24 protein-coding genes are annotated in these 22,311 nt (G+C 54.5%); 14 read left to right on the top strand and 10 right to left on the bottom strand.

What is annotated here, in order from left to right:
• Positions 1–13: 13 nt before the first annotated feature.
• Genes fliI through fliF form a run of 4 tightly spaced genes read right to left on the bottom strand, consistent with a single transcriptional unit; the run spans position 14 to position 4,751 of the window.
• Entirely contained in the window at positions 14–1,384 is a 1,371-nt protein-coding gene (gene fliI, locus ABR39_RS04825; RefSeq protein WP_047345988.1) for a flagellar protein export ATPase FliI, read from the bottom strand.
• Complete coding sequence (fliH, locus tag ABR39_RS04820; protein WP_047345987.1) at positions 1,384–2,091, bottom strand: flagellar assembly protein FliH; 708 nt, start codon at positions 2,089–2,091, stop codon at positions 1,384–1,386. The genes fliI and fliH overlap by 1 nt, the downstream gene beginning before the upstream one ends.
• On the bottom strand, positions 2,084–3,082 hold the full coding sequence (gene fliG / locus ABR39_RS04815; protein WP_047345986.1) for a flagellar motor switch protein FliG: 999 nt from the start codon (positions 3,080–3,082) through the stop codon (positions 2,084–2,086). Before fliG ends, fliH begins: the two co-directional genes overlap by 8 nt.
• The gene (gene fliF / locus ABR39_RS04810; protein ID WP_047345985.1) at positions 3,075–4,751 is read right to left on the bottom strand and encodes a flagellar basal-body MS-ring/collar protein FliF; all 1,677 of its coding nucleotides are present in this window, start codon (positions 4,749–4,751) and stop codon (positions 3,075–3,077) included. The genes fliG and fliF overlap by 8 nt, the downstream gene beginning before the upstream one ends.
• 228 nt (positions 4,752–4,979) lie before the next feature.
• Between fliF and fliE the strand changes: the two genes are divergently transcribed.
• Positions 4,980–5,294, top strand: a complete 315-nt coding sequence (gene fliE / locus ABR39_RS04805) for a flagellar hook-basal body complex protein FliE (protein WP_047345984.1) — start codon at positions 4,980–4,982, stop codon at positions 5,292–5,294.
• Between the two features lie 74 nt (positions 5,295–5,368).
• Positions 5,369–5,782, top strand: a complete 414-nt coding sequence (gene yedD / locus ABR39_RS04800) for a lipoprotein YedD (RefSeq protein ID WP_025759923.1) — start codon at positions 5,369–5,371, stop codon at positions 5,780–5,782.
• A gap of 582 nt (positions 5,783–6,364) precedes the next feature.
• On the opposite strand, the gene amyA is transcribed toward yedD, so the two are convergent.
• The 4 genes from amyA to fliD are packed head-to-tail and all read right to left on the bottom strand — an operon-like array spanning position 6,365 to position 10,135.
• Positions 6,365–7,852, bottom strand: a complete 1,488-nt coding sequence (gene amyA, locus ABR39_RS04795; RefSeq protein ID WP_047346092.1) for an alpha-amylase — start codon at positions 7,850–7,852, stop codon at positions 6,365–6,367.
• Positions 7,853–7,904: 52 nt separating this feature from the next.
• Positions 7,905–8,279, bottom strand: a complete 375-nt coding sequence (gene fliT, locus ABR39_RS04790; protein ID WP_047345983.1) for a flagella biosynthesis regulatory protein FliT — start codon at positions 8,277–8,279, stop codon at positions 7,905–7,907.
• A 5-nt stretch (positions 8,280–8,284) separates the two neighbouring features.
• Positions 8,285–8,689, bottom strand: a complete 405-nt coding sequence (gene fliS / locus ABR39_RS04785; protein WP_047345982.1) for a flagellar export chaperone FliS — start codon at positions 8,687–8,689, stop codon at positions 8,285–8,287.
• A gap of 21 nt (positions 8,690–8,710) precedes the next feature.
• Positions 8,711–10,135 (bottom strand): flagellar filament capping protein FliD, encoded by a 1,425-nt coding sequence (gene fliD / locus ABR39_RS04780; RefSeq protein ID WP_047345981.1) that lies wholly within the window; start codon positions 10,133–10,135, stop codon positions 8,711–8,713.
• A 401-nt stretch (positions 10,136–10,536) separates the two neighbouring features.
• Here fliD and ABR39_RS04775 point away from each other — a divergent pair, with 401 nt between their 5' ends.
• The 9 genes from ABR39_RS04775 (at position 10,537) to sdiA (ending at position 18,447) form a co-directional block, all read left to right on the top strand.
• Positions 10,537–11,361 carry a flagellin gene (locus ABR39_RS04775; RefSeq protein WP_047345980.1) on the top strand — a complete coding sequence of 275 codons (825 nt, stop codon included), beginning with the start codon at positions 10,537–10,539 and terminating at the stop codon, positions 11,359–11,361.
• A gap of 62 nt (positions 11,362–11,423) precedes the next feature.
• Positions 11,424–12,629 carry a flagellin lysine-N-methylase gene (fliB, locus tag ABR39_RS04770; protein ID WP_047345979.1) on the top strand — a complete coding sequence of 402 codons (1,206 nt, stop codon included), beginning with the start codon at positions 11,424–11,426 and terminating at the stop codon, positions 12,627–12,629.
• A gap of 129 nt (positions 12,630–12,758) precedes the next feature.
• The gene (locus ABR39_RS04765) at positions 12,759–13,478 is read left to right on the top strand and encodes an RNA polymerase sigma factor FliA (RefSeq protein WP_047345978.1); all 720 of its coding nucleotides are present in this window, start codon (positions 12,759–12,761) and stop codon (positions 13,476–13,478) included.
• 54 nt (positions 13,479–13,532) lie between these two features.
• Positions 13,533–14,084 carry a flagella biosynthesis regulatory protein FliZ gene (gene fliZ, locus ABR39_RS04760; RefSeq protein ID WP_025759916.1) on the top strand — a complete coding sequence of 184 codons (552 nt, stop codon included), beginning with the start codon at positions 13,533–13,535 and terminating at the stop codon, positions 14,082–14,084.
• Between the two features lie 86 nt (positions 14,085–14,170).
• Positions 14,171–14,971 (top strand): cystine ABC transporter substrate-binding protein, encoded by an 801-nt coding sequence (gene tcyJ, locus ABR39_RS04755; protein ID WP_021240470.1) that lies wholly within the window; start codon positions 14,171–14,173, stop codon positions 14,969–14,971.
• A 106-nt stretch (positions 14,972–15,077) separates the two neighbouring features.
• Entirely contained in the window at positions 15,078–16,064 is a 987-nt protein-coding gene (gene dcyD / locus ABR39_RS04750) for a D-cysteine desulfhydrase (RefSeq protein ID WP_047345977.1), read from the top strand.
• Between the two features lie 21 nt (positions 16,065–16,085).
• Entirely contained in the window at positions 16,086–16,754 is a 669-nt protein-coding gene (gene tcyL / locus ABR39_RS04745; RefSeq protein WP_047345976.1) for a cystine ABC transporter permease, read from the top strand.
• Positions 16,751–17,503, top strand: coding sequence for an L-cystine ABC transporter ATP-binding protein TcyN (gene tcyN, locus ABR39_RS04740; RefSeq protein ID WP_047345975.1), 753 nt, complete (start codon positions 16,751–16,753; stop codon positions 17,501–17,503). The genes tcyL and tcyN overlap by 4 nt, the downstream gene beginning before the upstream one ends.
• A 221-nt stretch (positions 17,504–17,724) precedes the next feature.
• Positions 17,725–18,447 carry a transcriptional regulator SdiA gene (gene sdiA / locus ABR39_RS04735; protein WP_047345974.1) on the top strand — a complete coding sequence of 241 codons (723 nt, stop codon included), beginning with the start codon at positions 17,725–17,727 and terminating at the stop codon, positions 18,445–18,447.
• Between the two features lie 66 nt (positions 18,448–18,513).
• Here the strand turns inward: sdiA and ABR39_RS04730 are convergent, their stop codons facing one another.
• Positions 18,514–18,738 (bottom strand): DUF2594 family protein, encoded by a 225-nt coding sequence (locus tag ABR39_RS04730; protein WP_008500345.1) that lies wholly within the window; start codon positions 18,736–18,738, stop codon positions 18,514–18,516.
• Entirely contained in the window at positions 18,735–18,986 is a 252-nt protein-coding gene (locus ABR39_RS25850; protein ID WP_131701702.1) for a hypothetical protein, read from the bottom strand. Before ABR39_RS25850 ends, ABR39_RS04730 begins: the two co-directional genes overlap by 4 nt.
• A 218-nt stretch (positions 18,987–19,204) precedes the next feature.
• Between ABR39_RS25850 and uvrY the strand changes: the two genes are divergently transcribed.
• The 3 genes from uvrY to pgsA are packed head-to-tail and all read left to right on the top strand — an operon-like array spanning position 19,205 to position 22,295.
• On the top strand, positions 19,205–19,861 hold the full coding sequence (uvrY, locus tag ABR39_RS04725) for a UvrY/SirA/GacA family response regulator transcription factor (RefSeq protein ID WP_013096026.1): 657 nt from the start codon (positions 19,205–19,207) through the stop codon (positions 19,859–19,861).
• On the top strand, positions 19,858–21,690 hold the full coding sequence (gene uvrC, locus ABR39_RS04720; RefSeq protein WP_047345973.1) for an excinuclease ABC subunit UvrC: 1,833 nt from the start codon (positions 19,858–19,860) through the stop codon (positions 21,688–21,690). Before uvrY ends, uvrC begins: the two co-directional genes overlap by 4 nt.
• Positions 21,691–21,746: 56 nt before the next feature.
• Positions 21,747–22,295 carry a CDP-diacylglycerol--glycerol-3-phosphate 3-phosphatidyltransferase gene (gene pgsA / locus ABR39_RS04715; protein ID WP_008500348.1) on the top strand — a complete coding sequence of 183 codons (549 nt, stop codon included), beginning with the start codon at positions 21,747–21,749 and terminating at the stop codon, positions 22,293–22,295.
• Positions 22,296–22,311 lie beyond the last annotated feature (16 nt).

The raw sequence follows: 22,311 nt of genomic DNA, 5'->3' as shown, positions 1-22,311 counted from the left end.
CCCTCCACCTGTGTTACACCTGCGGGAAAATCAGCTCCAGTGCCTGAATTGAATCTTCCCAGTCGGCGCGTTCAAAAATGCCCTGTTGCAAAAATGCCTCCAGCTGCGGCCACAGGCTAATCGCTTTGTCGAGCATCGGGTCGCTGCCTTTGGCATACGCCCCGACGCTGACCAGATCGCGGTTGCGCTGGAAGCTGGAGAGGAGTTGTTTGAAGTTACGCACGCGGGCGTAGTGCTTCTCGGTTATCAGCGCCGTCATTGCGCGGCTGATAGAGGCTTCAATATCAATGGCCGGATAGTGCCCGGCTTCTGCCAGACGGCGCGACAGCACAATATGACCGTCAAGGATCGCGCGCGCGGAGTCGGCAATCGGGTCCTGCTGGTCATCGCCTTCCGTCAGCACCGTATAGAACGCGGTGATGGAGCCGCCGCCGCTGATGCCGTTCCCGGCACGCTCAACCAGCGCGGGGAGCTTGGCAAAGACCGAAGGCGGGTAGCCCTTGGTCGCAGGCGGCTCACCGATGGCCAGCGCGATTTCACGCTGCGCCATCGCGTAGCGGGTCAGGGAGTCCATGATCAGCAGCACGTGCTTGCCGCGGTCACGGAAATCTTCGGCGATACGGGTGGCATACGCGGCACCCTGCATGCGCAGCAGCGGCGAAACGTCCGCCGGTGCGGCGATAACCACCGAGCGGGCACGGCCTTCCGCACCCAGAATGTTTTCAATAAAGTCTTTTACTTCACGACCACGCTCGCCGATCAGCCCCACGACGATCACATCGGCCTGCGTGTAGCGCGCCATCATGCCGAGCAGAACAGATTTACCCACGCCTGACCCGGCGAACAGGCCCATACGTTGTCCGCGACCGACGGTCAGCAGGGCGTTAATCGGGCGTACGCCGGTATCCAGCACGTGCTCAATAGGGGTTCGCTGCAGGGGGTTAAACGGCTGGGTGATCAGCGCGCCGGTTTCGGTAGTGTCCGGGGAAGGCAGACCGTCGAGCGGTTTCCCGCTGCCGTCCAGCACGCGGCCCAGCAGGGCAGGGCCGAGCGGCAGCTGTTTCCCACTTTGCAGCCCGTCGCCAGCGATGTTTTTGGCATACACGCGCGCGCCGGGCAGAATGCCTTCCACCTCTTCAAGCGGCATCAGGAACAGTCGCTGACCGTTAAACCCGACCACTTCGCTTTCGACTTCACGCGTCTCCAGACCATCCTGGCGCTCAATCACGCAGGTCGCGCCCAGCGGAAGCTGCAGACCGGTGGCTTCAAGCACCAGGCCGGTGGCGCGCGTCAGGCGGCCATAACGACGAACGGACGGCAGCTGCGCCATCTTCGTCTCAAAGTTGTCGAGCGTGGTGAGCCAGCGGGTGAGGCGTGCGGTCATCAGACGACTCCCGGTGCCGCCAGGCGGCACAGTTCCTGCCAGCGGGTGGCGACGCTGGCATCCAGGTCACCCTCATCGGCAGAGACTTTGCATCCGCCGTGATGCAACGACGGGTCACCGCGCAGGCGCCAGCCGTGCAGGCTCAGCGTTGCCCCCAGGCTCTCTTCCACGCGCTGCAGATCGTCCGGATGGACGCGCAGCTGCGGCTTGCCGCTAAACAGTGGCTCCTGCTGCAGCAGGCCCTGAATTTGTTTAATCAGCGCCGTGTTATCCACCACGGGCGTCTGACCGATAACCTGACGCGCGGCTTCCAGCGCCATCTGCATCAGCCGCGAGGCAATCACGCTGTCCAGCGCGTCCAGCGTATGCTGAAACTCGCTGACCAGCTGCTGCATGCGGGCATGGATCGGTGCCTGCTGCTGGCGCGCCTGATCGATGCCGTGCTCTAACCCTTTCGCCAGGCCTTCCTGATACCCCTGCTCGTGGCCTTTCTGCCGGCCTTCGTTCACGCCGGCGTTATAGCCCTGCTCGTGCGCCTGCATTTGCAGCTGAGCCAGCATCTGTGCCCGCTGTTCTTCTTCGCTCAGCTCGGGCTGCTCGACGTCCGGGTCACTCTCCTCGGTCGCTATCACGGCTGGCGTGAACTCGGAGAGGGGAGGAGCCAGATCGTCCGGCGTCCAGCGCTTCCACGGCAGCTCATTAGACATAGGTGTCGTCTCCGCTGCCAATCACCATCTCGCCGGTTTCTGCCAGACGACGAACGATAAGCAGGATGGCTTTCTGTTCGTTTTCCACCTGAGACAGACGAACCGGGCCGCGGTTGGCAAGGTCGTCGCGCAGGATATCCGCCGCACGCTGCGACATGTTGCGCAGGAACTTCTCGCGCAGCGGCTGCTCGGCACCTTTGAGGGCGATAAGCAGAGATTCGGAATCCACTTCCTGGAGCAGGCGCTGGATGCTGCGGTCGTCCACTTCGACCAGGTTTTCGAACAGGAACATCTCGTCGATAATTTTCTGCGCCAGCTCGCCGTCGAATTCGCGAACCGCCGTAATGACCGCCTCTTCCTGCTGCGTTTTCATCAGGTTGATGATTTCCGCCGCCGTTCTTACGCCGCCCATTTTGCTGCGCTTGAGGTTCTGACCGTCGAGCAGGTTGTTCAGCACTTCGGTCAGCTCCGCCAGCGCGGCCGGCTGGACGCCACCGAAGGTCGCGATACGCAGCATCACATCGTGACGCAGACGCTCTTCGAACAGCGCCAGAATGTCGGCCGCCTGACCACGTTTGAGGTGGACAAGGATGGTGGCGATAATCTGCGGGTGCTCGTCGCGAATAAGGTCGGCGGCACTCTGCGGTTCCATAAAGTTAAGCGTTTCGATACCGCTGGCGGTATCGCGCGTTTCCAGAATGTCTTCCAGCAGGCTGGCGGCACGCTCTTCACCCAGTGCCTTGACCAGCACGGAGCGCAGGTAGTCGTTGGCGTTGACGTTGAGCGCGGCAAACTGCTCGGCTTCCTGCTCAAATTCCGCCAGCACTTCGGTCAGCTGTTTGTTGGAGATCTGACGCACGTTGGCCATGGCCGCACTCAGAATTTGCACTTCCCGCTGGGAGAGGTGTTTAAACACCTCTGCCGCGCGATCTTCGCCAATGGTCATCAACAGGATGACGCTTTTATCGGTGCCCGTAAGCGTATTACTCATGTTCGTTACCCATCCACTGGCGGATGACCAGCGCCACGACGCGCGGATCGTTATCTGACATTTCGCGAATGCGCTGGCTCATGACCTCAGCGCCCATGCGCTGGTTAGCACGACGCTGCTGCATCTGTTCATCTTTGCTGAGGCGAACTTCAACCGCTTCTTCCGTCTCCTGACGCGTGTTCATCTGCTCGCGAGCCGCTTTTTCGGCTTCAGCACGACGCTGGAGCTGTGGACGAACGCCCTTACGCCACAGCAGCCACGCGACAATCAGCACCAGCAGCCAGCGTCCTGCGGACAGCAGCTGGTCGATAAACGCCTGCTGTTGCCAGAACGGCAGTTCACCACCGGTCTCTTCAACCGAGTTGAACGGCGAGTTCACCACGTTGAGGCTATCGCCGCGCTTCTCGGAATAACCCATCGCTTCACGGGTCAGGTCTTCGATCTGCTTCATCTGCTCGGCGGTCAGCGGCAGCGGTTTGCCATTCGGCAGCGTTTTATAGTTCACGACCACGGCGACGGACAGACGCTGAATATCGCCCACGTTCAGTTTGGTGTGGCGAATCGTCCGGTCCACTTCGTAGTTCGTGGTTTCATTACGGCTGCTGGTACGCGGACCGGCGCTAGTGGCCGTCGAGGTGGTTTGCTGATTTTGCTGACCGTTCTGCTGGTTGGCCGGCGGCGTAGAGATTGGCGCCGCGTTAGCCGGGGCAGGCTGGTTAGACAGCGCGCCCGGCACGCCGCCCGGGTATGCGCCACCGACCTGTTCATTCGAGTTGATCTGGCGCGAACGCATGACCGCCTGAGACGCATCGCCGTTCGGGCTGTACTGCTCTTCGGTTTGTTCTTTATTGGCGAAGTCAATCTGCGCGGTAACCTGCGCATGCACGTTGCTGTTGCCCACTACCGGGCCGAGGATGGCTTCGATACGACGCTGGAGACGGCTTTCGACATCGGCGGCATATTTCAGCTGCGCGTCGTTCAGATCGCGACCGGCGGTATTGGATTGCGTCAGCAGGTGGCCGCTCTGGTCGACCAGCGTCACGTTACCCGGCGGCAGACCGGCCACGGCGCTGGAGACGAGGTGCGTCACCGCGCTGATTTGCCCTTCGTCCAGCGCGCGGCCAGGCTCGAGGTTCACGGTTACGGAAGCCGAAGGCGATTTCTGTTCGCGGACAAATAAGGAAGGTTTAGGCATTGCCAGGTGCACGCGGGCGCTCTTCACCGGGCCTAATGTTTCAATGGTGCGGGCCAGTTCACCTTCCAGCGCACGCTGGTAATTCACCTGCTCGCTGAACTGGCTGATACCGAATTTTTCCTGATCCAGCAGTTCAAAGCCCACCGCGCCGCCTTTTGGCAGCCCCTGCTGCGCCAGACGCAGGCGGAGTTCGTGCACCTTATCCGCTGGAACCTCAAGCGCGCCCCCGTTATCGGCAAAGCGATAAGGGATGTTCATCTGGGTCAACTGGGTGACGATGGCGCCGCCATCCTGATCGGAAAGGTTACTGTAGAGCGTCCGGTAGTCAGGGCTTTTCGCCCAAAGGACCATCGCTACAAGGATCGCAATTGCGGCAGCGCCTGCCACGATCAACGGGATTTTAGGATTCGCGCGAAGGCGGTTCATCCACTCGAGTGATTTATTCTGCGGCGCTGTCGATGCTGTTGCACTCATTGCGCACCTCTTAAATCCTGGTGGTTTACGTTATTCGTGTAGAGAAACAAAACTGACTCCCGGGTCGGCAAAGACGACAAAAGTTCCATATTGATGGCCCTGCCATTATTTGATGATTCGTGATTTTCTATGCGTCAAATAACCTGGTTTTTTAACGCTATTTACCGCCATTATCTTATTGACAAGCTGTTAGTCTTGACCGCGTAAAAAACCATCCAGGGGAGAGTCATGGCTATTCAGGGTATTGAAGGGGTAATCAGTCAGCTGCAGGCGACGGCAATGATGGCCCGTAATCAGAATGTGGCAGATCAACAGCCGAGCATCAGCTTTGCAGGGCAACTGCATGCCGCGCTTGACCGTATCAGTGATACCCAAACCGCCGCGCGCACCCAGGCAGAGAAGTTCACCCTCGGCGAGCCGGGCGTGGCGCTGAATGACGTCATGACCGATTTGCAAAAAGCCTCGGTTTCCCTGCAGATGGGGATCCAGGTGCGTAACAAGCTGGTGTCGGCCTATCAGGAAGTGATGGGGATGCAGGTTTAACGCCTGTCGATCTTCGCTGGCAGCCTTAGCGCTTTAATGCCACAATATTTTTTTCTTCGAATGCAGGAAAGATGATGAAAAAAATAGCAATTGCTGGCGCGCTGCTGGCACTGACCGGGTGCGTTCAGGTGGATAACTATCAGGATGTGATCAAGCATCCTGTCCCGGCGCATCTGGCGGGATACTGGCAGTCGAAAGGGCCGCAGAGCAAAATGGTCAGCCCGGAGGCGATTGCCACGCTGGTGGTGACGGAGGAGGGCGATACGCTGGACTGCCGTCAGTGGCAGCGCGTGATTGCCGTGCCGGGTAAAATCATGCTGCGTTCAGACAGCTATTACAACGTGACCCGCAAGCTGGATATCTATCCGCTGGAGCGCGATGGCTCTGTGCTGGAGTACGACGGAATGGAGCTGCAGAAGGTCGACCGTCCAACGGTTGAGTGCGCCGATTACCTGAGCAAGAATCCGCTGGAGAGTAAACTTCCGTAGCCGTTTGTTGCCGGGTGGCGCTGACGCTTACCCGGCCTACGGGACTGAGGGAAAACGCAAAACGGCAACCTTGTTGCCGTTTTTGGTGTTTGCGCCCTCTCCCTGTGGGAGAGGGATCCCCACAAAATAATGCCTGCACAGACGACCCCCTCTCCCTTGAGGGAGAGGGCTGGGGTGAGGGGGAACATACGGCTCTGGTGGTCATTCCGTTCACTTCATGTTCCTTGCTACTCTGTAACGACATGACCGGTGAACGTGCCAGGGTGGCTCAATCGCCACCACCCTGGCGACCCGGGCTCCCGGCGGTAAATCGCCGCTTCGCGGTTCCCTCAGCTTATTCCTTCAGGCTATCGGGTCGGGCATGAGCCTGCATCCCTGCAGGCCACGCCCTCTCGGCGCATCCCTGCGCCTCGCCCCGGCCTTACGGAAACGCTTCGGCGATTTACAGCCGGACCAGGGCATCGCTATAAACCATTCATTTTCCTGAAGCAACATTCACCGCTTCCGGTTAAAAAAACTGGTGATTCCGCATCCCTGTGGGAGAGGGACGGGGTGAGGGCATCAGGCCGCACTTTTCCAGTACTACAACGCATCCTCAATGACCCACACGCTCACGCTTCCACCTTTGCAGGTAAAAGTCCCTTCGCCATCCGCTGCCGTAGTGATGGTTTCTTCGCGATTGCCGAGAAAATCCCGCCACGTTTTATTGCCGTAGTTTTCCCCAAGACAAATCACCTTCTCGCCGTCGTCTCCGTTTGACATCACCACCACGCAGCCGGGATCGTCATCGGTGCCGCTGCGGCTGAAGGCGATGCAGTTAGGATGGTCAAAAAACAGCGTCTGCACGCCGTGGGCAAAACGCTGGCGAGCGAGGATCAGCTCGTGAAGCTGCTCAATGACCGGCATATCAATATGGTACGTTTCACCGTTTCCCCCCGCGTCCTCATAGCTGGCGCCGAAGAGATCGGGATAGAAGACGCTCGGTACGCCATTTTCCCGCAGCAGGATCAGCGCGTAGGCCAGCGGTTTAAACCAGGCTTCGACCGGTGCTTCCAGCGCCTGCAAAGGTTGGGTGTCGTGGTTCGCGACGAGGGTGACCGCATGAAACGGATCGGCTTCCACCAGCGTACCGGTGAAGATTTGGCTCATGTCGTAATCCCGCCCCTGGCGTGACGCTTCGTGGAATTTCATCTGCAGCGGGGCGTCAAAGAGCATGGTTTTGCCGTCGACCTGGTCAATATAGGCCTGAAGTTTATCCACCTCGTGGGACCAGTATTCCGCGACGATAAACAGCGGCTGGTCGGCGACCTCCTGAACGTGTTCAATCCACTCTTTGTAAAACCAGGCGGGAATGTGTTTCACCGCGTCGAGGCGAAAACCGTCGCAGCCCGTCTGCTCCATCACCCACCGGGCCCAGTATTTGATCTCCTCGGTCACGGCGTGATTGCGAAAATCGATATTCTCGCCCATCAGATAATCGAAGTTACCCATCTCGTCATCGACCTGGTCGTTCCAGCCTTCGCCGGTATAGTCGTTGACGATTTTAAAGATGCCGTCTTCATCGGGGTTTTCTATATGGTCGACGCCGCTGAAGCATTTGTAATCCCAGATGAACTGCGAATATTGTCCGGCGCGGACAGGGAAGGTGTAGCGGGTCCAGGCTTCACACTCGATGACTTCATCGTCGATTTGCGTGCGGTCCTGCTCGTTGACGCGCTGAACGCGAACGGGCTCTTTCTCGTCCGCGCCCATTTTGTGATTCACCACTACATCCAGCAGAACGGCAATATCGTTACTTTTGAGGGCGGCGATGGCCTCCAGCAGCTGCGCTTTATCGCCGTATTTGGTGGCAACGCTGCCTTTCTGGTCAAACTCGCCGAGGTCGAACAGGTCGTACGAATCATAGCCAACGGAATACCCGCCGGATGCACCCTTATACGCGGGCGGCAGCCAGATCATGTTGATGCCGATTTCGTTAAGATTGGGGGCTAACGCCGTGACCTCTGGCCACAACTCACCGCCAGCGGGGTAATACCAGTGAAAACATTGTAACAGGGTGGGGTTTTTCATCATCCTTGCTCCAGAAGCCGTATGGCTGACTTCTGGAGTATGGATGAAGAAATCATAATTGTGTGTCGCGGGTCAAACTTTCTGGATAAAGAATATTCCCCGACAGCTTTCCATAGGTAGACGTGATGGATTGCTGTTTACCGGTTTGATCAATCAGGCTGCGCAGTTCGTCCATGCGGACTTTCAGCAGCGCCTTTAGCGCATTCTCATTGTCGAGGATCATTTCCAGCAGCGCACGCGCTTGCTCAACCTGAGCCGGAGGGCATGACATGATGGGCGTTTGAGAAATCCTTTCCACCAGTTGTACGTAATGCATTTCCTGCTCGATAAGCGCATCCCATTGACCAGAATGAGCGAGATTTAGCATAGCAATGCTCTGAGCATGTAACGCCTGCCAGTGGCTAAGCGCTGCGCTGGGACTATTCATCAAAATTATCCTGAAATAGTGGACGCATTGGGGCCAATTTGCTTCCATGCATCCGCAATGTTGTTTAATAAACCCTCGACTTCAACAATTGCGTCTACGTCGTTACTGATATTCGCCAGCAACAAACGTCGAACCATATATTCGTACAAGGAGGCAAGATTACCGGACAACTCGCTCTCAACCTCCATGTTCAGTCCTGCTTTTAAACCGTTGTCGATGATGTTAATGGCTTTGGATAAGGCTTCGCCTTTTTCACGAATTTGTCCGGCTTCCAGGAACAAACGCGCGCGGACAAGGGCGCTTTGCGCCCCGTCGAACAACATGACAATCAGCTGGTGTGGACTGGCATTCATAACTGCGCTTTCGACGCCTATCTGCTGATAGGATTGAACACCAGAGGTCTTATACATATCCACTCCTAAATGCTACGACTACTTTTGTGAGAACTGTTGGGTCAGGTAGTTGGCCGTGCTGGTCATTTTGGTGACTAATACGTCCAGACTGGTGAACTGCGTTTTGTAACGCGCCATGGTGGCTTCAATTTGGGCATCCATAGCATCGTAACGTTCACCCAGTGTTTTCAGCGTTTTGTTGATCCCGTCTTTCGCGTTCTGGATCACCCCGGCGCTGCCGGTACTGGTGCTGAGCATAGTGGTCAGCGTGTTGTTCATCTGGGTCGCCATACCGGTTTTCTTTCCGTCACCGACAAAATACTGCTGTACGGCGTTCGGGTTGTCGGTCAGCGCTTTTTTCAGCTTATCGGTATCAACTTTCAGGTTACCGACGGTACCGTCCGATCCTTTTACCGGATCCTGGGTAATGCCCAGCTGTGCCATGATCTGAACGGAGCCGGCCTGTACTTCGGTCAGCAGGCCGCGCAGCTGGGACTGGATACCACGCACGTTCGCATCACCGACCAGCGCGCCGTTGCTGGTGGACTGGCTGCCCGAACCCGCATCTACCGGAACATATTTAGTCAGGCTGTTGATGGTGGACTGCAGCGAGTTGTATGCCGTAACCCAGTCCGTAACCGCTTTCTGGTTAGCATCCGTTGCGCGTGTCACCTCAAGGGTTTCATCCGCTTTGCTTTCGGCCTTCACGGTGAAGGTCACCCCAGGCAGCGCATCGGAAATGGTATTCGATTGCCGCTCGATAGGGATGTCATTCACGACCACAATCGCGTTCTGTGCGGCGGTATTCACCGACAGCGCGCCCGTTTTGGTGGTTGAGTCGTAGCCAATGACGCTTTGCAGCTTGTCGTCGCCGGTGACGCTGATGGTCATCACACCATCCGTACCGGTGGTTTTTGACGACAGCATCAGGCGGTAATCACCGTCTTTCGCTTTAATGACGCTGGCGGTGACGTTGCCGTTCGCTTTATTAATGGCGCTCGCAATGCCTGCCAGCGACGTATCGTCATCCGCCAGGGTCACCTCTAAAGGTGTCTTCGTACCCGGCTGGGTGATGGTGATTTTACGCGTCGTACCTGTCGTATCGCCCAGCAGATCCGTGTTGTTTGCATAGGAGCCCGTGGTGAGCGCCTGTGCCTTTGCAACCTGGTTGACGTTGACAACAAAGGAACCCACTGAGGCGTCAGCCGTTGTTGTGGCAGTAAAGGCCGTGTTGGTGCTGCTAACGGACGTTGAGTTCCAGGTGGTTGCTTTGCCAAGTGCAGCGGTCGCAGTCTGCAGCGATGTCATGGCGCTCTGCAGTTTGCCGTAAGCACTTAACTGTGCGTTATACGTTGATTGCTGGGAAGTAATCGTCGTCAGCTTGGTTTTCTCTGCCGCTTCCAACTGATTATATAAATCCCCGAGTCCTGCAGAACCTATTCCGAGGTTACTGATAGTAGCCATGCATATTTTCCTTAAAATACGAAAGTAGTTCAGGACTCTTATCGGCCTCTTGACGCAAAAGTTTACGACGGTGAGAAAAAAATAATCCAAAGAATAGACGCGTCCTGGCGGGGTAAATGAAAGGATTGCACTTTAGGAACATTATCGGCGCAGTGAAAACAGGAATAAGCGTGTGCCTTTTTTGACATCTCTTTGTGGGTTAAAAAAGCGTAAATAATAAACCTCTGGTGAACCTTAATTGATTTTTTAAAAATAAAACCATTAAAAATCATTAATTTATAATTTTTTCAAAATTGATTCTAAAGTCTTTTGGGGACCCGTCGATAACCTTGTTGACGGTGAGAGACGCTGTGAGTGTTAGGCACCGGACCTAAAACCCAATTTTTGAAGGAAAGAAAATTATGGCAGTTATCAATACTAACCTGTTGTCCCTGACTACTCAGAACAACCTGAACAAATCTCAGTCTTCTCTGGGCACTGCTATTGAGCGTCTGTCTTCAGGTCTGCGTATCAACAGCGCGAAAGACGATGCCGCTGGCCAGGCGATTGCAAACCGCATGACCGCTCAGATCAAAGGGATGAACCAGGCTGCACGTAACGCCAACGACGGTATCTCCATGGCGCAGACTGCTGAAGGTTCTCTGAACGAAATCAACAGCAACTTGCAGCGTGTTCGTGAACTGGCTGTTCAGGCAAGCAACGGCACCAACAGCGCATCTGACCTGGCATCTCTGCAGGATGAAGTTACCGCTCGTCTGGCTGAAATCAACCGTGTTGCAGGCAAAACTGACTTCAACGGCATCAAACTGCTGGACGGTTCTGCAGGTACTGCTGGTGTGGTTAAAATTCAGGTTGGCGTGAACGACGGCGACACCATCGATCTGGACCTGAGCGGTGCTAAAGCTGACACCACCACTCTGGGCGTGAACGCTATCGACCTGAAAGCAATGACCGCTACCGATCTGGACACCATTGACAAAGCTATCGCTAAAGTTGATACCGCTCGTTCAGGCCTGGGTGCTGTGCAGAACCGCTTCACTTCTGCAATCAACAACCTGAACAACACCTCTAACAACCTGTCTGCTGCTCAGTCCCGTATCCAGGACGCTGACTACGCAACTGAAGTTTCCAACATGTCCCGCGCGCAGATCCTGCAGCAGGCTGGTACTTCTGTTCTGTCTCAGGCAAACCAGGTTCCACAGACCGTTCTGTCTCTGCTGCGTTAATTTTACGCACGAAACCCCGCTTCGGCGGGGTTTTTTTATCTCTGCTATTTGAGAATCCGCCCGTGAAACAAATCAGTGTCACTCAACCAAAGCTGGTCGCAGATTTTTCATGTGTCGGTGGGGAATGCCGTGAACATTGCTGTCAGGGCTGGACCATCGCATTTGATAAATCCTCCGTTAATCGCTACCTGAACAATAAAAATGCCGCGATTCGCCACACGGCGAAAACAGCGATAAAAGTCACCAAAAAGCAGTATGGCCACTGGGGCGAAGTCATTTTCCATACGGAAAGCAAAAACTGCCCGTTTATGGATACCGAAAAACTCTGCTCTATTCATAGCGCCATGGGCGCCCAGGCCTTAAGCCCAACCTGTTCGACGTTCCCGCGGACAAGCCGGGTCTATAAAAATGAAATCGAAAAATCGCTGAATCTCTCGTGTCCGGAAGTCACCCGACTGCTGTTGAACGATCGGGAGTCCATGTCGATGATGGAATCCATCAGCGTCCAGCAGGACGTTAATAATGCGCCGATGATGGATTTGAAGGCCAAGGTCATCAATCTCTTCTGCCAGAATATATTCAGCGTTGAGAACGTCAGCGTTGAAGAACAGGTTTACGCCGTGGTGAAATTCCTGATGGTGGCTGAAAAGCTCGAAAACCTCGAAGAGAATATCAGCACGCTCGAAACGGTTTATTTTTCGCTGGTGAACGAACTGGCGAGCGGTAAAATCAAGGCGGAGCTAGGCGGATTTAATCAGAACTACAGCCTGAAATTCGCGTTAATCTCGCTCATCCAGAGTTACTTTACAAAGAAAGCGACGGCCCGCGGCGGCGCCGTACTGAACCATTATTTCACCCAGCTTTATCAACAGTTTGAATCTGTCGGTGACACCGTGCCGGCAGAGCAGGTCATGGAAAACATCGAGTTAGTCTGGCGCGATGTGGCGGGCAGCTACCTGGCGACCCATGACCACCTATTTAAGAACTTTTTTAAATATAAACTCTGGGAGCAGGGCTTCCCGCAGAACAATGGCCGCAGCATGTTGAATAATCTTTATTTAATTGTCGCGGAGTTCTATTTCCTGAAAACGTTACTTGCCGGTCAGGCTATCGTGGCGGGAAAAATTGAACAAGATAATATCATTGACGTTATTTACAGCTTCCACTCCCTTAGCCAGCATAATCAGGAAGCGGGAAAGCTCTTTCATCAACATATAGATAGCGTCAAACTCGGCGACGATCTTTCATTGTTACAACTGCTAATTTAGGCAAAAAAGTTGCCCCGGTTGTGGGCAACCTCAGAATAACCTCACTTTATCCCCCTTTTTCATCCAATTGAACGCCCTGCAGAATCGGATAATCATGCCGATAACTCAACTAACGCAGGGCTGTTTATCGTGAATTCACTCTATACCGCTGAAGGTGTAATGGATAAACACTCGCTGTGGCAGCGTTATGTCCCGCTGGTGCGTCACGAAGCATTGCGCCTCCAGGTGCGCTTGCCGGCGAGCGTGGAACTCGACGATCTGCTACAGGCGGGCGGTATCGGGTTATTGAATGCAGTTGACCGATACGACGCTCTGCAAGGAACGGCATTTACGACTTACGCAGTTCAGCGTATTCGTGGTGCGATGCTGGACGAGCTGCGCAGCCGCGACTGGGTGCCGCGCAGTGTTCGCCGCAACGCGCGCGAAGTGGCGCATGCGATGGGGCAGCTGGAACAGGAACTGGGACGTAACGCAACGGAAACCGAAGTGGCGGAACGTCTTGGCATTGCTGTTGAAGAGTATCGTCAGATGTTGCTCGATACCAATAATAGCCAACTCTTCTCCTATGACGAGTGGCGCGAAGAGCATGGCGATAGCATCGAGCTGGTGACGGATGAGCACCAGCAGGAAAACCCGTTACACCATTTAATCGAAGGGAATTTACGCCATCGCGTGATGGAGGCTATTGAAGCTCTGCCTGAACGCGAACAGCTGGTGTTGACCCTTTATTACCAGGAAGAGCTTAACCTCAAAGAGATTGGCGCTGTTCTGGAGGTGGGAGAGTCGCGGGTGAGCCAGCTGCACAGCCAGGCCATTAAACGCTTACGAACCAAGCTGGGTAAGTTATAGGTGATTGATTCACCTGAAAAATGCCGCACAACGTATTGACAACCAGGAGTTATCATGACGGTGCAGCAATCTAAAAGACGGCCTTTAAGCCGCTACCTGAAAGACTTTAAACACAGCCAGACGCATTGCGCCCACTGTAACAAGCTACTCGACCGTATCACGCTGGTTCGCCGTGGCGAAATCGTCAATAAGATCGCGATTTCGCGCCTCGACACGTTGATGGACGAAGCTGCATGGCTCGAAGAGCAAAAAGAGTGGGTGGCGCTTTGCCGTTTCTGTGGCGATCTCCACTGCAAAGAGCAAAGCGACTTCTTCGATATTATTGGCTTCAAACAATTCCTGTTTGAACAAACGGAGATGAGCCACGGAACCGTTCGCGAATATGTGGTTCGCCTGCGTCGCCTTGGCCAACATCTGACCGTGAACAATATTTCCCGCGATCTGCTCAAGACCGGTTATCTGGATGAGAATCTGGAGCCGTGGCTGCCAGCGACCAGCACCAACAACTACCGTATTGCCCTGCGTAAGTATGCGCAATACAAGGTACAAATGCCGGGTGCCGTGAAGCAGAAAGCCCACGCCGGAACAACTTCTGATATATATTAAAAAAGAATAAGATGTAGCGCAGTCGCCTTTGACGTTGCAGGCGATTTCTCTACACTACGTAAAAATTCCACTATATCGGGGTATTTATGAAATTTGCACTTCTGGGTCGTCAGGCGCTGATGGGTGTTATGGCCGTTGCGCTGGTTGCGGGTATGAGCGTGAAAACGTTTGCTGCAGAAAACCTGCTTAATAAAGTGAAAGAGCGCGGTACGCTGCTGGTCGGGCTGGAAGGGACCTATCCTCCGTTCAGCTTCCAGGGCGATGACGGTAAGCTGACCGGTTTTGAAGTGGAATTTGCTGAAGAGCTGGCGAAGCACCTCGGCGTGAAAGCGTCCCTGAAACCGACCAAATGGGACGGTATGCTGGCGTCGCTGGATTCCAAACGTATTGATGTGGTCATTAATCAGGTGACCATCTCTGACGAACGTAAGAAGAAATATGACTTCTCCACCCCGTACACCGTATCCGGTATTCAGGCGCTGGTGAAAAAAGGCAACGAAGGCACCATCAAAACGGCTGCGGACCTGAAAGGTAAGAAAGTCGGCGTGGGTCTGGGAACCAACTACGAAGAGTGGCTGCGCCAGAACGTTCAGGGCGTGGATATCCGCACCTATGATGATGACCCGACGAAATACCAGGATCTGCGCGTGGGCCGTACCGACGCCATTCTGGTTGACCGCCTGGCAGCACTGGATCTGGTGAAGAAAACCAACAATACCCTGGCGGTAGCGGGTGATGCGTTCTCTCGTCAGGAATCCGGCGTGGCCGTTCGTAAAGGCAACGAAGACCTGGTAAAAGCGATTGATTCCGCGATTGCTGACATGCAAAAAGACGGCAGCCTGAAGGCGCTCTCCGAGAAGTGGTTCGGGGCAGACGTCACCAAATAAGTCTTTGACGTAAAAAAAGGCGCTTTTAAAAGCGCCTTTTTTATTTCTTACGCGTCTGCGTGCATAATGAAAAATATCACATTTTGTCTGAGTTACCGGAGAACCCATGCCACTACAGAATTTAACGCGCTTTCCTCGCCTGGAGTTTATCGGTGCGCCAACGCCGCTGGAGTACCTGCCGCGATTTTCTGATTATTTAGGCCGCGATATTTTTATTAAGCGTGACGACGTGACGCCGATGGCGATGGGAGGCAACAAGCTGCGCAAGCTGGAGTTTCTGGCGGCGGATGCCCTGCGCGAAGGCGCGGATACGCTCATTACGGCCGGGGCCATTCAGTCCAACCACGTTCGTCAGACGGCGGCAGTGGCGGCAAAACTCGGGCTCCACTGCGTGGCGTTGCTGGAAAACCCGATTGGCACGCGGGCAGAAAACTATCTGACCAACGGTAACCGCCTGCTGCTGGACCTGTTTAACGTGCAGGTTGAGATGGTCGACGCATTGACCGACCCGTCCGCACAGCTCGATGAGCTGGCGACGCGTCTGGAAGCACAGGGTTTTCGTCCCTACATTATCCCCGTCGGCGGTTCGAATGCGCTGGGCGCGCTGGGGTATGTGGAAAGCGCGCTGGAAATCGCGCAGCAGTGCGAGGGCGCGGTAAGCCTCTCCTCCGTGGTGGTTGCGTCTGGCAGTGCGGGCACGCATGCCGGGCTGGCGGTGGGTCTGGAACAGCTGATGCCGGACGTCGAGCTGATTGGCGTGACGGTATCCCGCAGCGTCGCGGACCAGAAGCCAAAAGTGGTGACCTTACAGCAGGCGGTAGCCGGGCAGCTGGAGCTGAAGGCAAAGGCCGATATTCTGCTCTGGGATGACTATTTTGCGCCGGGCTACGGCACGCCTAACGAAGAGGGAATGGAAGCGGTTAAGCTGCTGGCGCGCCTCGAGGGCATATTGCTCGACCCGGTCTATACGGGTAAAGCGATGGCCGGACTGATTGATGGCATTGCGCAGAAACGCTTTAAGGATGAAGGGCCGATTTTATTTGTCCATACCGGCGGGGCGCCTGCGCTGTTTGCCTACCATCCTCATGTCTAAAAATCAGGTCGAAAAATAATAATGCAAGAAAGTATTCAACTGGTTATTGATTCGCTGCCGTATCTGCTGAAAGGCGCGGTGTTTACATTACAGCTTAGTATTGGCGGGATGTTCTTCGGGCTGGTGCTGGGCTTTGTGCTAGCCTTAATGCGCCTGTCACCCATTCTGCCGGTACGCTGGCTGGCGCGTTTTTATATCTCCGTGTTTCGCGGTACGCCGCTCATCGCCCAGCTCTTTATGATTTACTACGGCTTACCGCAGTTTGGTATCGAGCTGGATCCGATCCCCGCAGCGATGATTGGCCTGTCGCTCAATACCGCGGCGTACACCTCTGAAACCCTGCGCGCGGCCATCTCCTCCATTGACAAAGGGCAGTGGGAGGCGGCGGCCAGTATCGGTATGACCCCCTGGCAGACGCTGCGCCGCGCCATCCTGCCGCAGGCGGCCAGAGTGGCGCTTCCGCCGCTCAGCAATAGCTTCATTAGCCTGGTGAAAGATACCTCCCTGGCGGCAACGATTCAGGTACCGGAGCTGTTCCGTCAGGCACAGCTGATTACCTCCCGCACGCTTGAAGTCTTCACCATGTATCTGGCCGCCTCGCTGATTTACTGGGTGATGGCGACGGTGCTGTCTGCCCTGCAAAACTACTTCGAAAACCAGCTTAACCGCCAGGAGCGTGATCCAAAATGAGTGCTATCGATGTCAAAAACCTGGTGAAGAAATTCCACGGTCAAACGGTGCTCCACGGGATCGATCTTGAAGTTGAGCAGGGTGAAGTGGTGGCGATTATCGGGCCGAGCGGGTCGGGAAAGACAACGCTCCTGCGCAGCATAAACCTGCTTGAACAGCCGGAAGGCGGCACCATTCGGGTTGGGGAGATAACGATTGATACCGCGAAATCCATCAGCCAGCAGAAAGGCTTGATCCGCCGCCTGCGCCAGCACGTCGGCTTCGTTTTCCAGAACTTCAACCTGTTCCCACACCGTACGGTGCTGGAGAACATTATTGAAGGGCCGGTCATCGTAAAAGGTGAATCGAAAGAGGAGGCGACGGCACGCGCGCGTGAGCTGCTCGCCAAAGTTGGGCTGGCGGGTAAAGAGACCAGCTATCCGCGCCGCCTGTCGGGGGGCCAACAGCAGCGCGTGGCGATAGCGCGCGCGCTGGCGATGCGCCCGGACGTGATCCTTTTTGATGAACCGACTTCTGCGCTCGATCCGGAACTGGTGGGCGAGGTGTTGAACACCATTCGCCAGCTGGCACAGGAAAAACGGACGATGGTGATCGTGACCCATGAGATGAGCTTTGCACGCGACGTTGCTGACAGAGCCATCTTTATGGACCAGGGAAGGATCGTGGAGCAGGGACCGGCGAAGCGCTTATTCGCTGACCCTCAACAGCCGCGAACCCGTCAGTTCCTTGAAAAATTCCTCATGCAGTAGCATTTTTGCACTAATTTGCTCCAGAAATTTACTCTGGGGCAAATTATTCTCCCTCTTTGCGCTGTGCCATGTTTTTTTATTCCGCCCCGCTCGGATAAACCTTATCAATAGTAAAGTTAATTGTGCTATTGCCGATATTTTGTAGTTAGAAATAAGTTTTCTGTGTTAGGTTATATTCACCATAATAATGATTATCTTTTCAGAGGCTTCATTTAGTAAGTATGAAGGATTCAGACTTTTTCACCTGGCGACGGGATTGCTCCCTCCGGTTTCAGGAATTGACCTGTGCCGACGAGGTATATCAGGAACTACAGAGACAAACTCAGGCGCTGGAATTTGATTATTACGCGCTCTGCGTGCGCCATCCCGTGCCATTTACGCGGCCTAAGATCTCCGTGCAGACCACTTACCCAAAGCAGTGGATGGCGCAATATCAATCCGCGAACTATTTCGCTATTGATCCGGTTTTAAAACCGGAGAATTTCATTCAGGGTCATCTTCCCTGGACAGACGCATTATTCGCTGATGCACAGGAATTATGGCACAGCGCGCAGGACCACGGTTTACGCACGGGAATAACGCAGTGCCTGATGCTGCCTAATCATGCGCTCGGCTTCCTGTCGGTTTCCCGTACTAGTGTCCAGGAAGGGCCGTTTGCCAGTGAAGAAATAGAATTGCGGTTGCAAATGCTGGTGCAAATGGCCTTAACCTCCCTGATGCGTTTTGAAGATGGGATGGTCATGCCGCCCGAAATGAAATTCAGCAAACGCGAGCGGGAAATTTTGAAATGGACTGCGGAAGGGAAGACCTCAGCGGAAATAGCGATCATTCTCTCTATCTCGGAGAATACCGTTAACTTCCATCAAAAAAATATGCAGAAGAAATTCAACGCGCCAAACAAAACGCAGATTGCGTGCTACGCGGCGGCTACGGGAGTGATTTGAGTAGTTAAGACGTTCTGCGTGACAGACGAGATAACGGCTGAATGCCCTGCATTCAGCCGTTTTTTGTTACTGGCGGTAGGCTTGTTTGATCTGCTTAACGGTGTTCGCAAATACCGCAGATTCAGCCTGGTCTTCCATCTCCGCGATTTGTTTTTCCATTTTAATGATCACACGACCGGCGTCAGCCTGGCCCATCGCCTGCAGCATCAGCGTCAGCAGCGCTTTCAGGCAGTTTACTTCCTGTGCCAGTTCCTGGTTATTCTCCGCAGTGGCAAATTCAGGTGTGCTCATTTATTTTCCTCATTATTTAACGGCGCTAAAACGCGACGACGAAAGTCAAGGCGGCGGAGTATACCACAAGCTGTCGCAAAAAATGCAGCGGTTGTTTTTCGTACTTTTACGCGGATGTTTAATTGCGTAAACAGAGCGAGCCGGTAAACTGAGGCGCTGTTTCTGGCAATTAATTGTTTATGTCCGGTTCGCTTGCCGTTAATTATTGTTACAAAAATTTGAGAGCTGTTTTTTTGCAGGTCAAGCATGCAAGGTTTTTGTAACTTTTTGAATACAGATGCTTAAAAAAAGCCGCAACAGCCCTGTATGTACGGGCTCGCTTTCCAGGAACTGTACAGGCTAATTTCCAAAAACGAGAGCGAAATCGAATAGCCGGTTTTTTAACGTTTTAATCTTGTGAGGAAAACCGTTAATATAAACCAAATTATCACTCAGTAGCGTTATCCCTATTCTGGAGACATTTCCTTTGATCAACGTCCTTCTTGTTGATGACCACGAACTGGTGCGCGCAGGGATACGACGCATTCTTGAAGATATTAAAGGTATTAAAGTTGCCGGTGAGGCGTGCTGCGGCGAAGATGCCGTAAAATGGTGCCGCACAAACTCCGCCGACGTGGTACTGATGGATATGAACATGCCCGGTATCGGTGGTCTTGAAGCCACGCGCAAAATCGCGCGTACCTTTGTTGATACGAAAGTCATCATGCTGACCGTGCATACCGAGAATCCACTGCCTGCGAAAGTGATGCAGGCGGGCGCCGCGGGTTACCTGAGTAAAGGTGCTGCACCCCAGGAAGTGGTTAATGCTATCCGTTCCGTGTTTGCCGGGCAGCGCTACATTGCTTCCGACATTGCTCAGCAGATGGCGCTGAGCCAGATCGAACCCGAGAAAACCGAATCGCCGTTTGCGAGTTTGTCCGAGCGTGAATTGCAGATTATGCTGATGATCACCAAAGGTCAGAAGGTGAATGAGATCTCGGAACAGCTAAATCTCAGCCCGAAAACGGTGAACAGCTATCGTTATCGGATGTTCAGTAAACTGAACATTCATGGTGATGTTGAACTGACGCATCTGGCCATCCGGCATGGTTTGTGTAATGCGGAGACGTTGTTAAGTCAGTGAGTGATGTGTTCGATTCAAAAGCATTTCTGAAAACCGTAACCAGCCAGCCTGGCGTCTATCGCATGTATGACGCTGGCGGTACGGTTATCTACGTGGGGAAGGCCAAAGATCTTAAAAAACGCCTCTCCAGCTATTTTCGCAGCAACCTTGCCTCCCGTAAGACCGAAGCGCTGGTCTCACTCATTCAGAATATTGATGTTACCGTCACGCACACGGAGACAGAAGCGCTGCTGCTTGAGCACAACTATATAAAGCTCTACCAGCCGCGCTATAACGTGCTGTTGCGTGATGATAAATCCTATCCGTTTATCTTTCTGAGCGGCGACACCCATCCGCGCCTCGCGATGCACCGCGGTGCAAAACATGCGAAGGGTGAATATTTTGGCCCGTTCCCTAACGGCTATGCCGTGCGCGAAACGCTGGCGCTGCTGCAAAAAATCTTCCCGATCCGCCAGTGTGAAAACAGCGTCTACCGTAACCGCTCGCGCCCGTGTCTGCAGTATCAGATTGGGCGCTGCCTGGGGCCCTGCGTTGCCGGGCTGGTAAGTGAAGAAGAGTATGCGCAGCAGGTGGAGTATGTGCGCCTGTTTTTAGCCGGAAAAGACGATCAGGTGTTAACGCAGCTGATCGAGCGGATGGAAAAAGCCAGCGCCGCCCTTGAGTTCGAAGAGGCCGCGCGAATCCGCGACCAGATCCAGGCGGTGCGCAGAGTCACTGAGAAACAGTTTGTCTCTAATACCGGTGACGATCTCGACGTCATCGGGGTGTCATTCGACGCCGGGATGGCCTGCGTGCACGTTCTCTTTATTCGCCAGGGCAAAGTGCTCGGCAGCCGCAGCTATTTCCCGAAAGTGCCTGGCGGCACCGAGCTGGGTGAAGTGGTGGAAACTTTCGTCGGCCAGTTCTATCTGCAGGGGAGCCAGATGCGCACGCTGCCTTCTGAGATCCTGCTTGATTTCAATCTCGACGATAAAACCCTGCTGGCCGATTCGCTTTCCGAACTTGCCGGCCGTCGGGTCAATGTACAAACCAGGCCGCGCGGCGACAGAGCACGTTACCTGAAGCTGGCGCGGACCAACGCGGCGACGGCGCTCACGACGAAACTGTCTCAGCAATCGACGGTGAACCAGCGCTTAACGGCCCTGGCGACGCTGCTGAAGCTGCCGGAAGTGAAGCGTATGGAGTGTTTCGACATCAGCCATACGATGGGGGAACAGACAGTTGCGTCCTGCGTGGTGTTTGATGCCAATGGTCCGCTGCGCGCCGAGTACCGTCGCTATAACATCACTGGCATCACGCCGGGTGATGACTATGCGGCGATGAATCAGGTGCTGCGTCGTCGCTATGGGAAAGCCATTGAAGAGAGCAAGATTCCGGATGTGATCCTGATTGACGGTGGGAAAGGGCAGCTTGGCCAGGCGAAAGCGGTATTTGAATCGCTTGACGTCAGCTGGGATAAAAACCATCCGCTGCTGCTCGGTGTCGCAAAAGGGGCCGATCGCAAGGCCGGTCTGGAGACATTGTTCTTTGAGCCGGAAGGTGAGGGCTTCAGCCTGCCGCCGGACTCCCCGGCGCTGCACGTCATCCAGCATATTCGCGATGAGTCACACGACCATGCCATCAGCGGCCACCGTAAAAAGCGGGCCAAGGTGAAAAATACCAGTACCCTGGAAACGATTGAAGGCGTGGGGCCGAAGCGTCGGCAGATGCTGCTGAAGTATATGGGCGGATTGCAAGGATTACTCAACGCCAGTATGGAAGAAATTGCAAAAGTGCCGGGTATTTCGCAAGGGCTGGCAGAAAAGATCTACTACTCGTTGAAACATTGAGGGCTCTGTAGCAACATAGAGCTAAATTTTACTGACAACAAATAGTTACCGTCACTATGCAATATAATATCCCTACGTTGCTCACTCTCTTTCGTGTTGTACTCATCCCGTTCTTTGTACTGGCGTTTTATCTGCCGGTCGTCTGGGCACCTTTTGCCTGTGCATTGATCTTCCTGATTGCAGCGGTCACCGACTGGTTCGATGGCTATCTGGCCCGCCGCTGGAACCAAAGCACCCGTTTCGGTGCCTTCCTCGATCCGGTAGCGGATAAAGTGATGGTCGCTATCGCGATGGTGCTGGTGGCCGAGCACTATCACACCTGGTGGGTAACGCTGCCGGCAGCAACCATGATCGGCCGTGAGATCATCATCTCCGCGCTGCGCGAGTGGATGGCTGAACTGGGCAAACGCAGCAGCGTGGCGGTCTCCTGGATTGGTAAAGTGAAAACGACAGCGCAGATGGCGGCGCTGGTCTGGATGCTCTGGCGTCCGAACGCCTGGGTTGAATGGGCGGGAATTGGTCTGCTGTGGGTGGCGGCAGTGCTGACGTTATGGTCAATGCTGCAATATTTGAACGCTGCGCGCGGGGATTTGCTTGATCAGTGATCGTTTCGCCGTAATT

It is taken from the genome of Enterobacter genomosp. O, from assembly GCF_001022965.1.
GTDB lineage: Bacteria > Pseudomonadota > Gammaproteobacteria > Enterobacterales > Enterobacteriaceae > Enterobacter > Enterobacter cloacae_L.
The sequence above is the reverse complement of the archived record's forward strand: the minus strand, read 5'-3'. Positions and strand labels throughout refer to the sequence as shown.

Coding starts and splice junctions, on each gene's coding strand:
- ABR39_RS25850 (WP_131701702.1), bottom strand. CDS start 18,986: ATGCTTGACCTGCAAAAAAACAGCTCTCAAATTTTTGTAACAATAATT.
- fliD (WP_047345981.1), bottom strand. CDS start 10,135: ATGGCTACTATCAGTAACCTCGGAATAGGTTCTGCAGGACTCGGGGAT.
- fliZ (WP_025759916.1), top strand. CDS start 13,533: ATGACGGTGCAGCAATCTAAAAGACGGCCTTTAAGCCGCTACCTGAAA.
- dcyD (WP_047345977.1), top strand. CDS start 15,078: ATGCCACTACAGAATTTAACGCGCTTTCCTCGCCTGGAGTTTATCGGT.
- ABR39_RS04730 (WP_008500345.1), bottom strand. CDS start 18,738: ATGAGCACACCTGAATTTGCCACTGCGGAGAATAACCAGGAACTGGCA.
- yedD (WP_025759923.1), top strand. CDS start 5,369: ATGAAAAAAATAGCAATTGCTGGCGCGCTGCTGGCACTGACCGGGTGC.
- fliE (WP_047345984.1), top strand. CDS start 4,980: ATGGCTATTCAGGGTATTGAAGGGGTAATCAGTCAGCTGCAGGCGACG.
- sdiA (WP_047345974.1), top strand. CDS start 17,725: ATGAAGGATTCAGACTTTTTCACCTGGCGACGGGATTGCTCCCTCCGG.
- fliS (WP_047345982.1), bottom strand. CDS start 8,689: ATGTATAAGACCTCTGGTGTTCAATCCTATCAGCAGATAGGCGTCGAA.
- fliT (WP_047345983.1), bottom strand. CDS start 8,279: ATGAATAGTCCCAGCGCAGCGCTTAGCCACTGGCAGGCGTTACATGCT.
- fliI (WP_047345988.1), bottom strand. CDS start 1,384: ATGACCGCACGCCTCACCCGCTGGCTCACCACGCTCGACAACTTTGAG.
- fliF (WP_047345985.1), bottom strand. CDS start 4,751: ATGAGTGCAACAGCATCGACAGCGCCGCAGAATAAATCACTCGAGTGG.
- tcyJ (WP_021240470.1), top strand. CDS start 14,171: ATGAAATTTGCACTTCTGGGTCGTCAGGCGCTGATGGGTGTTATGGCC.
- fliG (WP_047345986.1), bottom strand. CDS start 3,082: ATGAGTAATACGCTTACGGGCACCGATAAAAGCGTCATCCTGTTGATG.
- pgsA (WP_008500348.1), top strand. CDS start 21,747: ATGCAATATAATATCCCTACGTTGCTCACTCTCTTTCGTGTTGTACTC.
- fliH (WP_047345987.1), bottom strand. CDS start 2,091: ATGTCTAATGAGCTGCCGTGGAAGCGCTGGACGCCGGACGATCTGGCT.
- tcyL (WP_047345976.1), top strand. CDS start 16,086: ATGCAAGAAAGTATTCAACTGGTTATTGATTCGCTGCCGTATCTGCTG.
- tcyN (WP_047345975.1), top strand. CDS start 16,751: ATGAGTGCTATCGATGTCAAAAACCTGGTGAAGAAATTCCACGGTCAA.
- ABR39_RS04775 (WP_047345980.1), top strand. CDS start 10,537: ATGGCAGTTATCAATACTAACCTGTTGTCCCTGACTACTCAGAACAAC.
- amyA (WP_047346092.1), bottom strand. CDS start 7,852: ATGAAAAACCCCACCCTGTTACAATGTTTTCACTGGTATTACCCCGCT.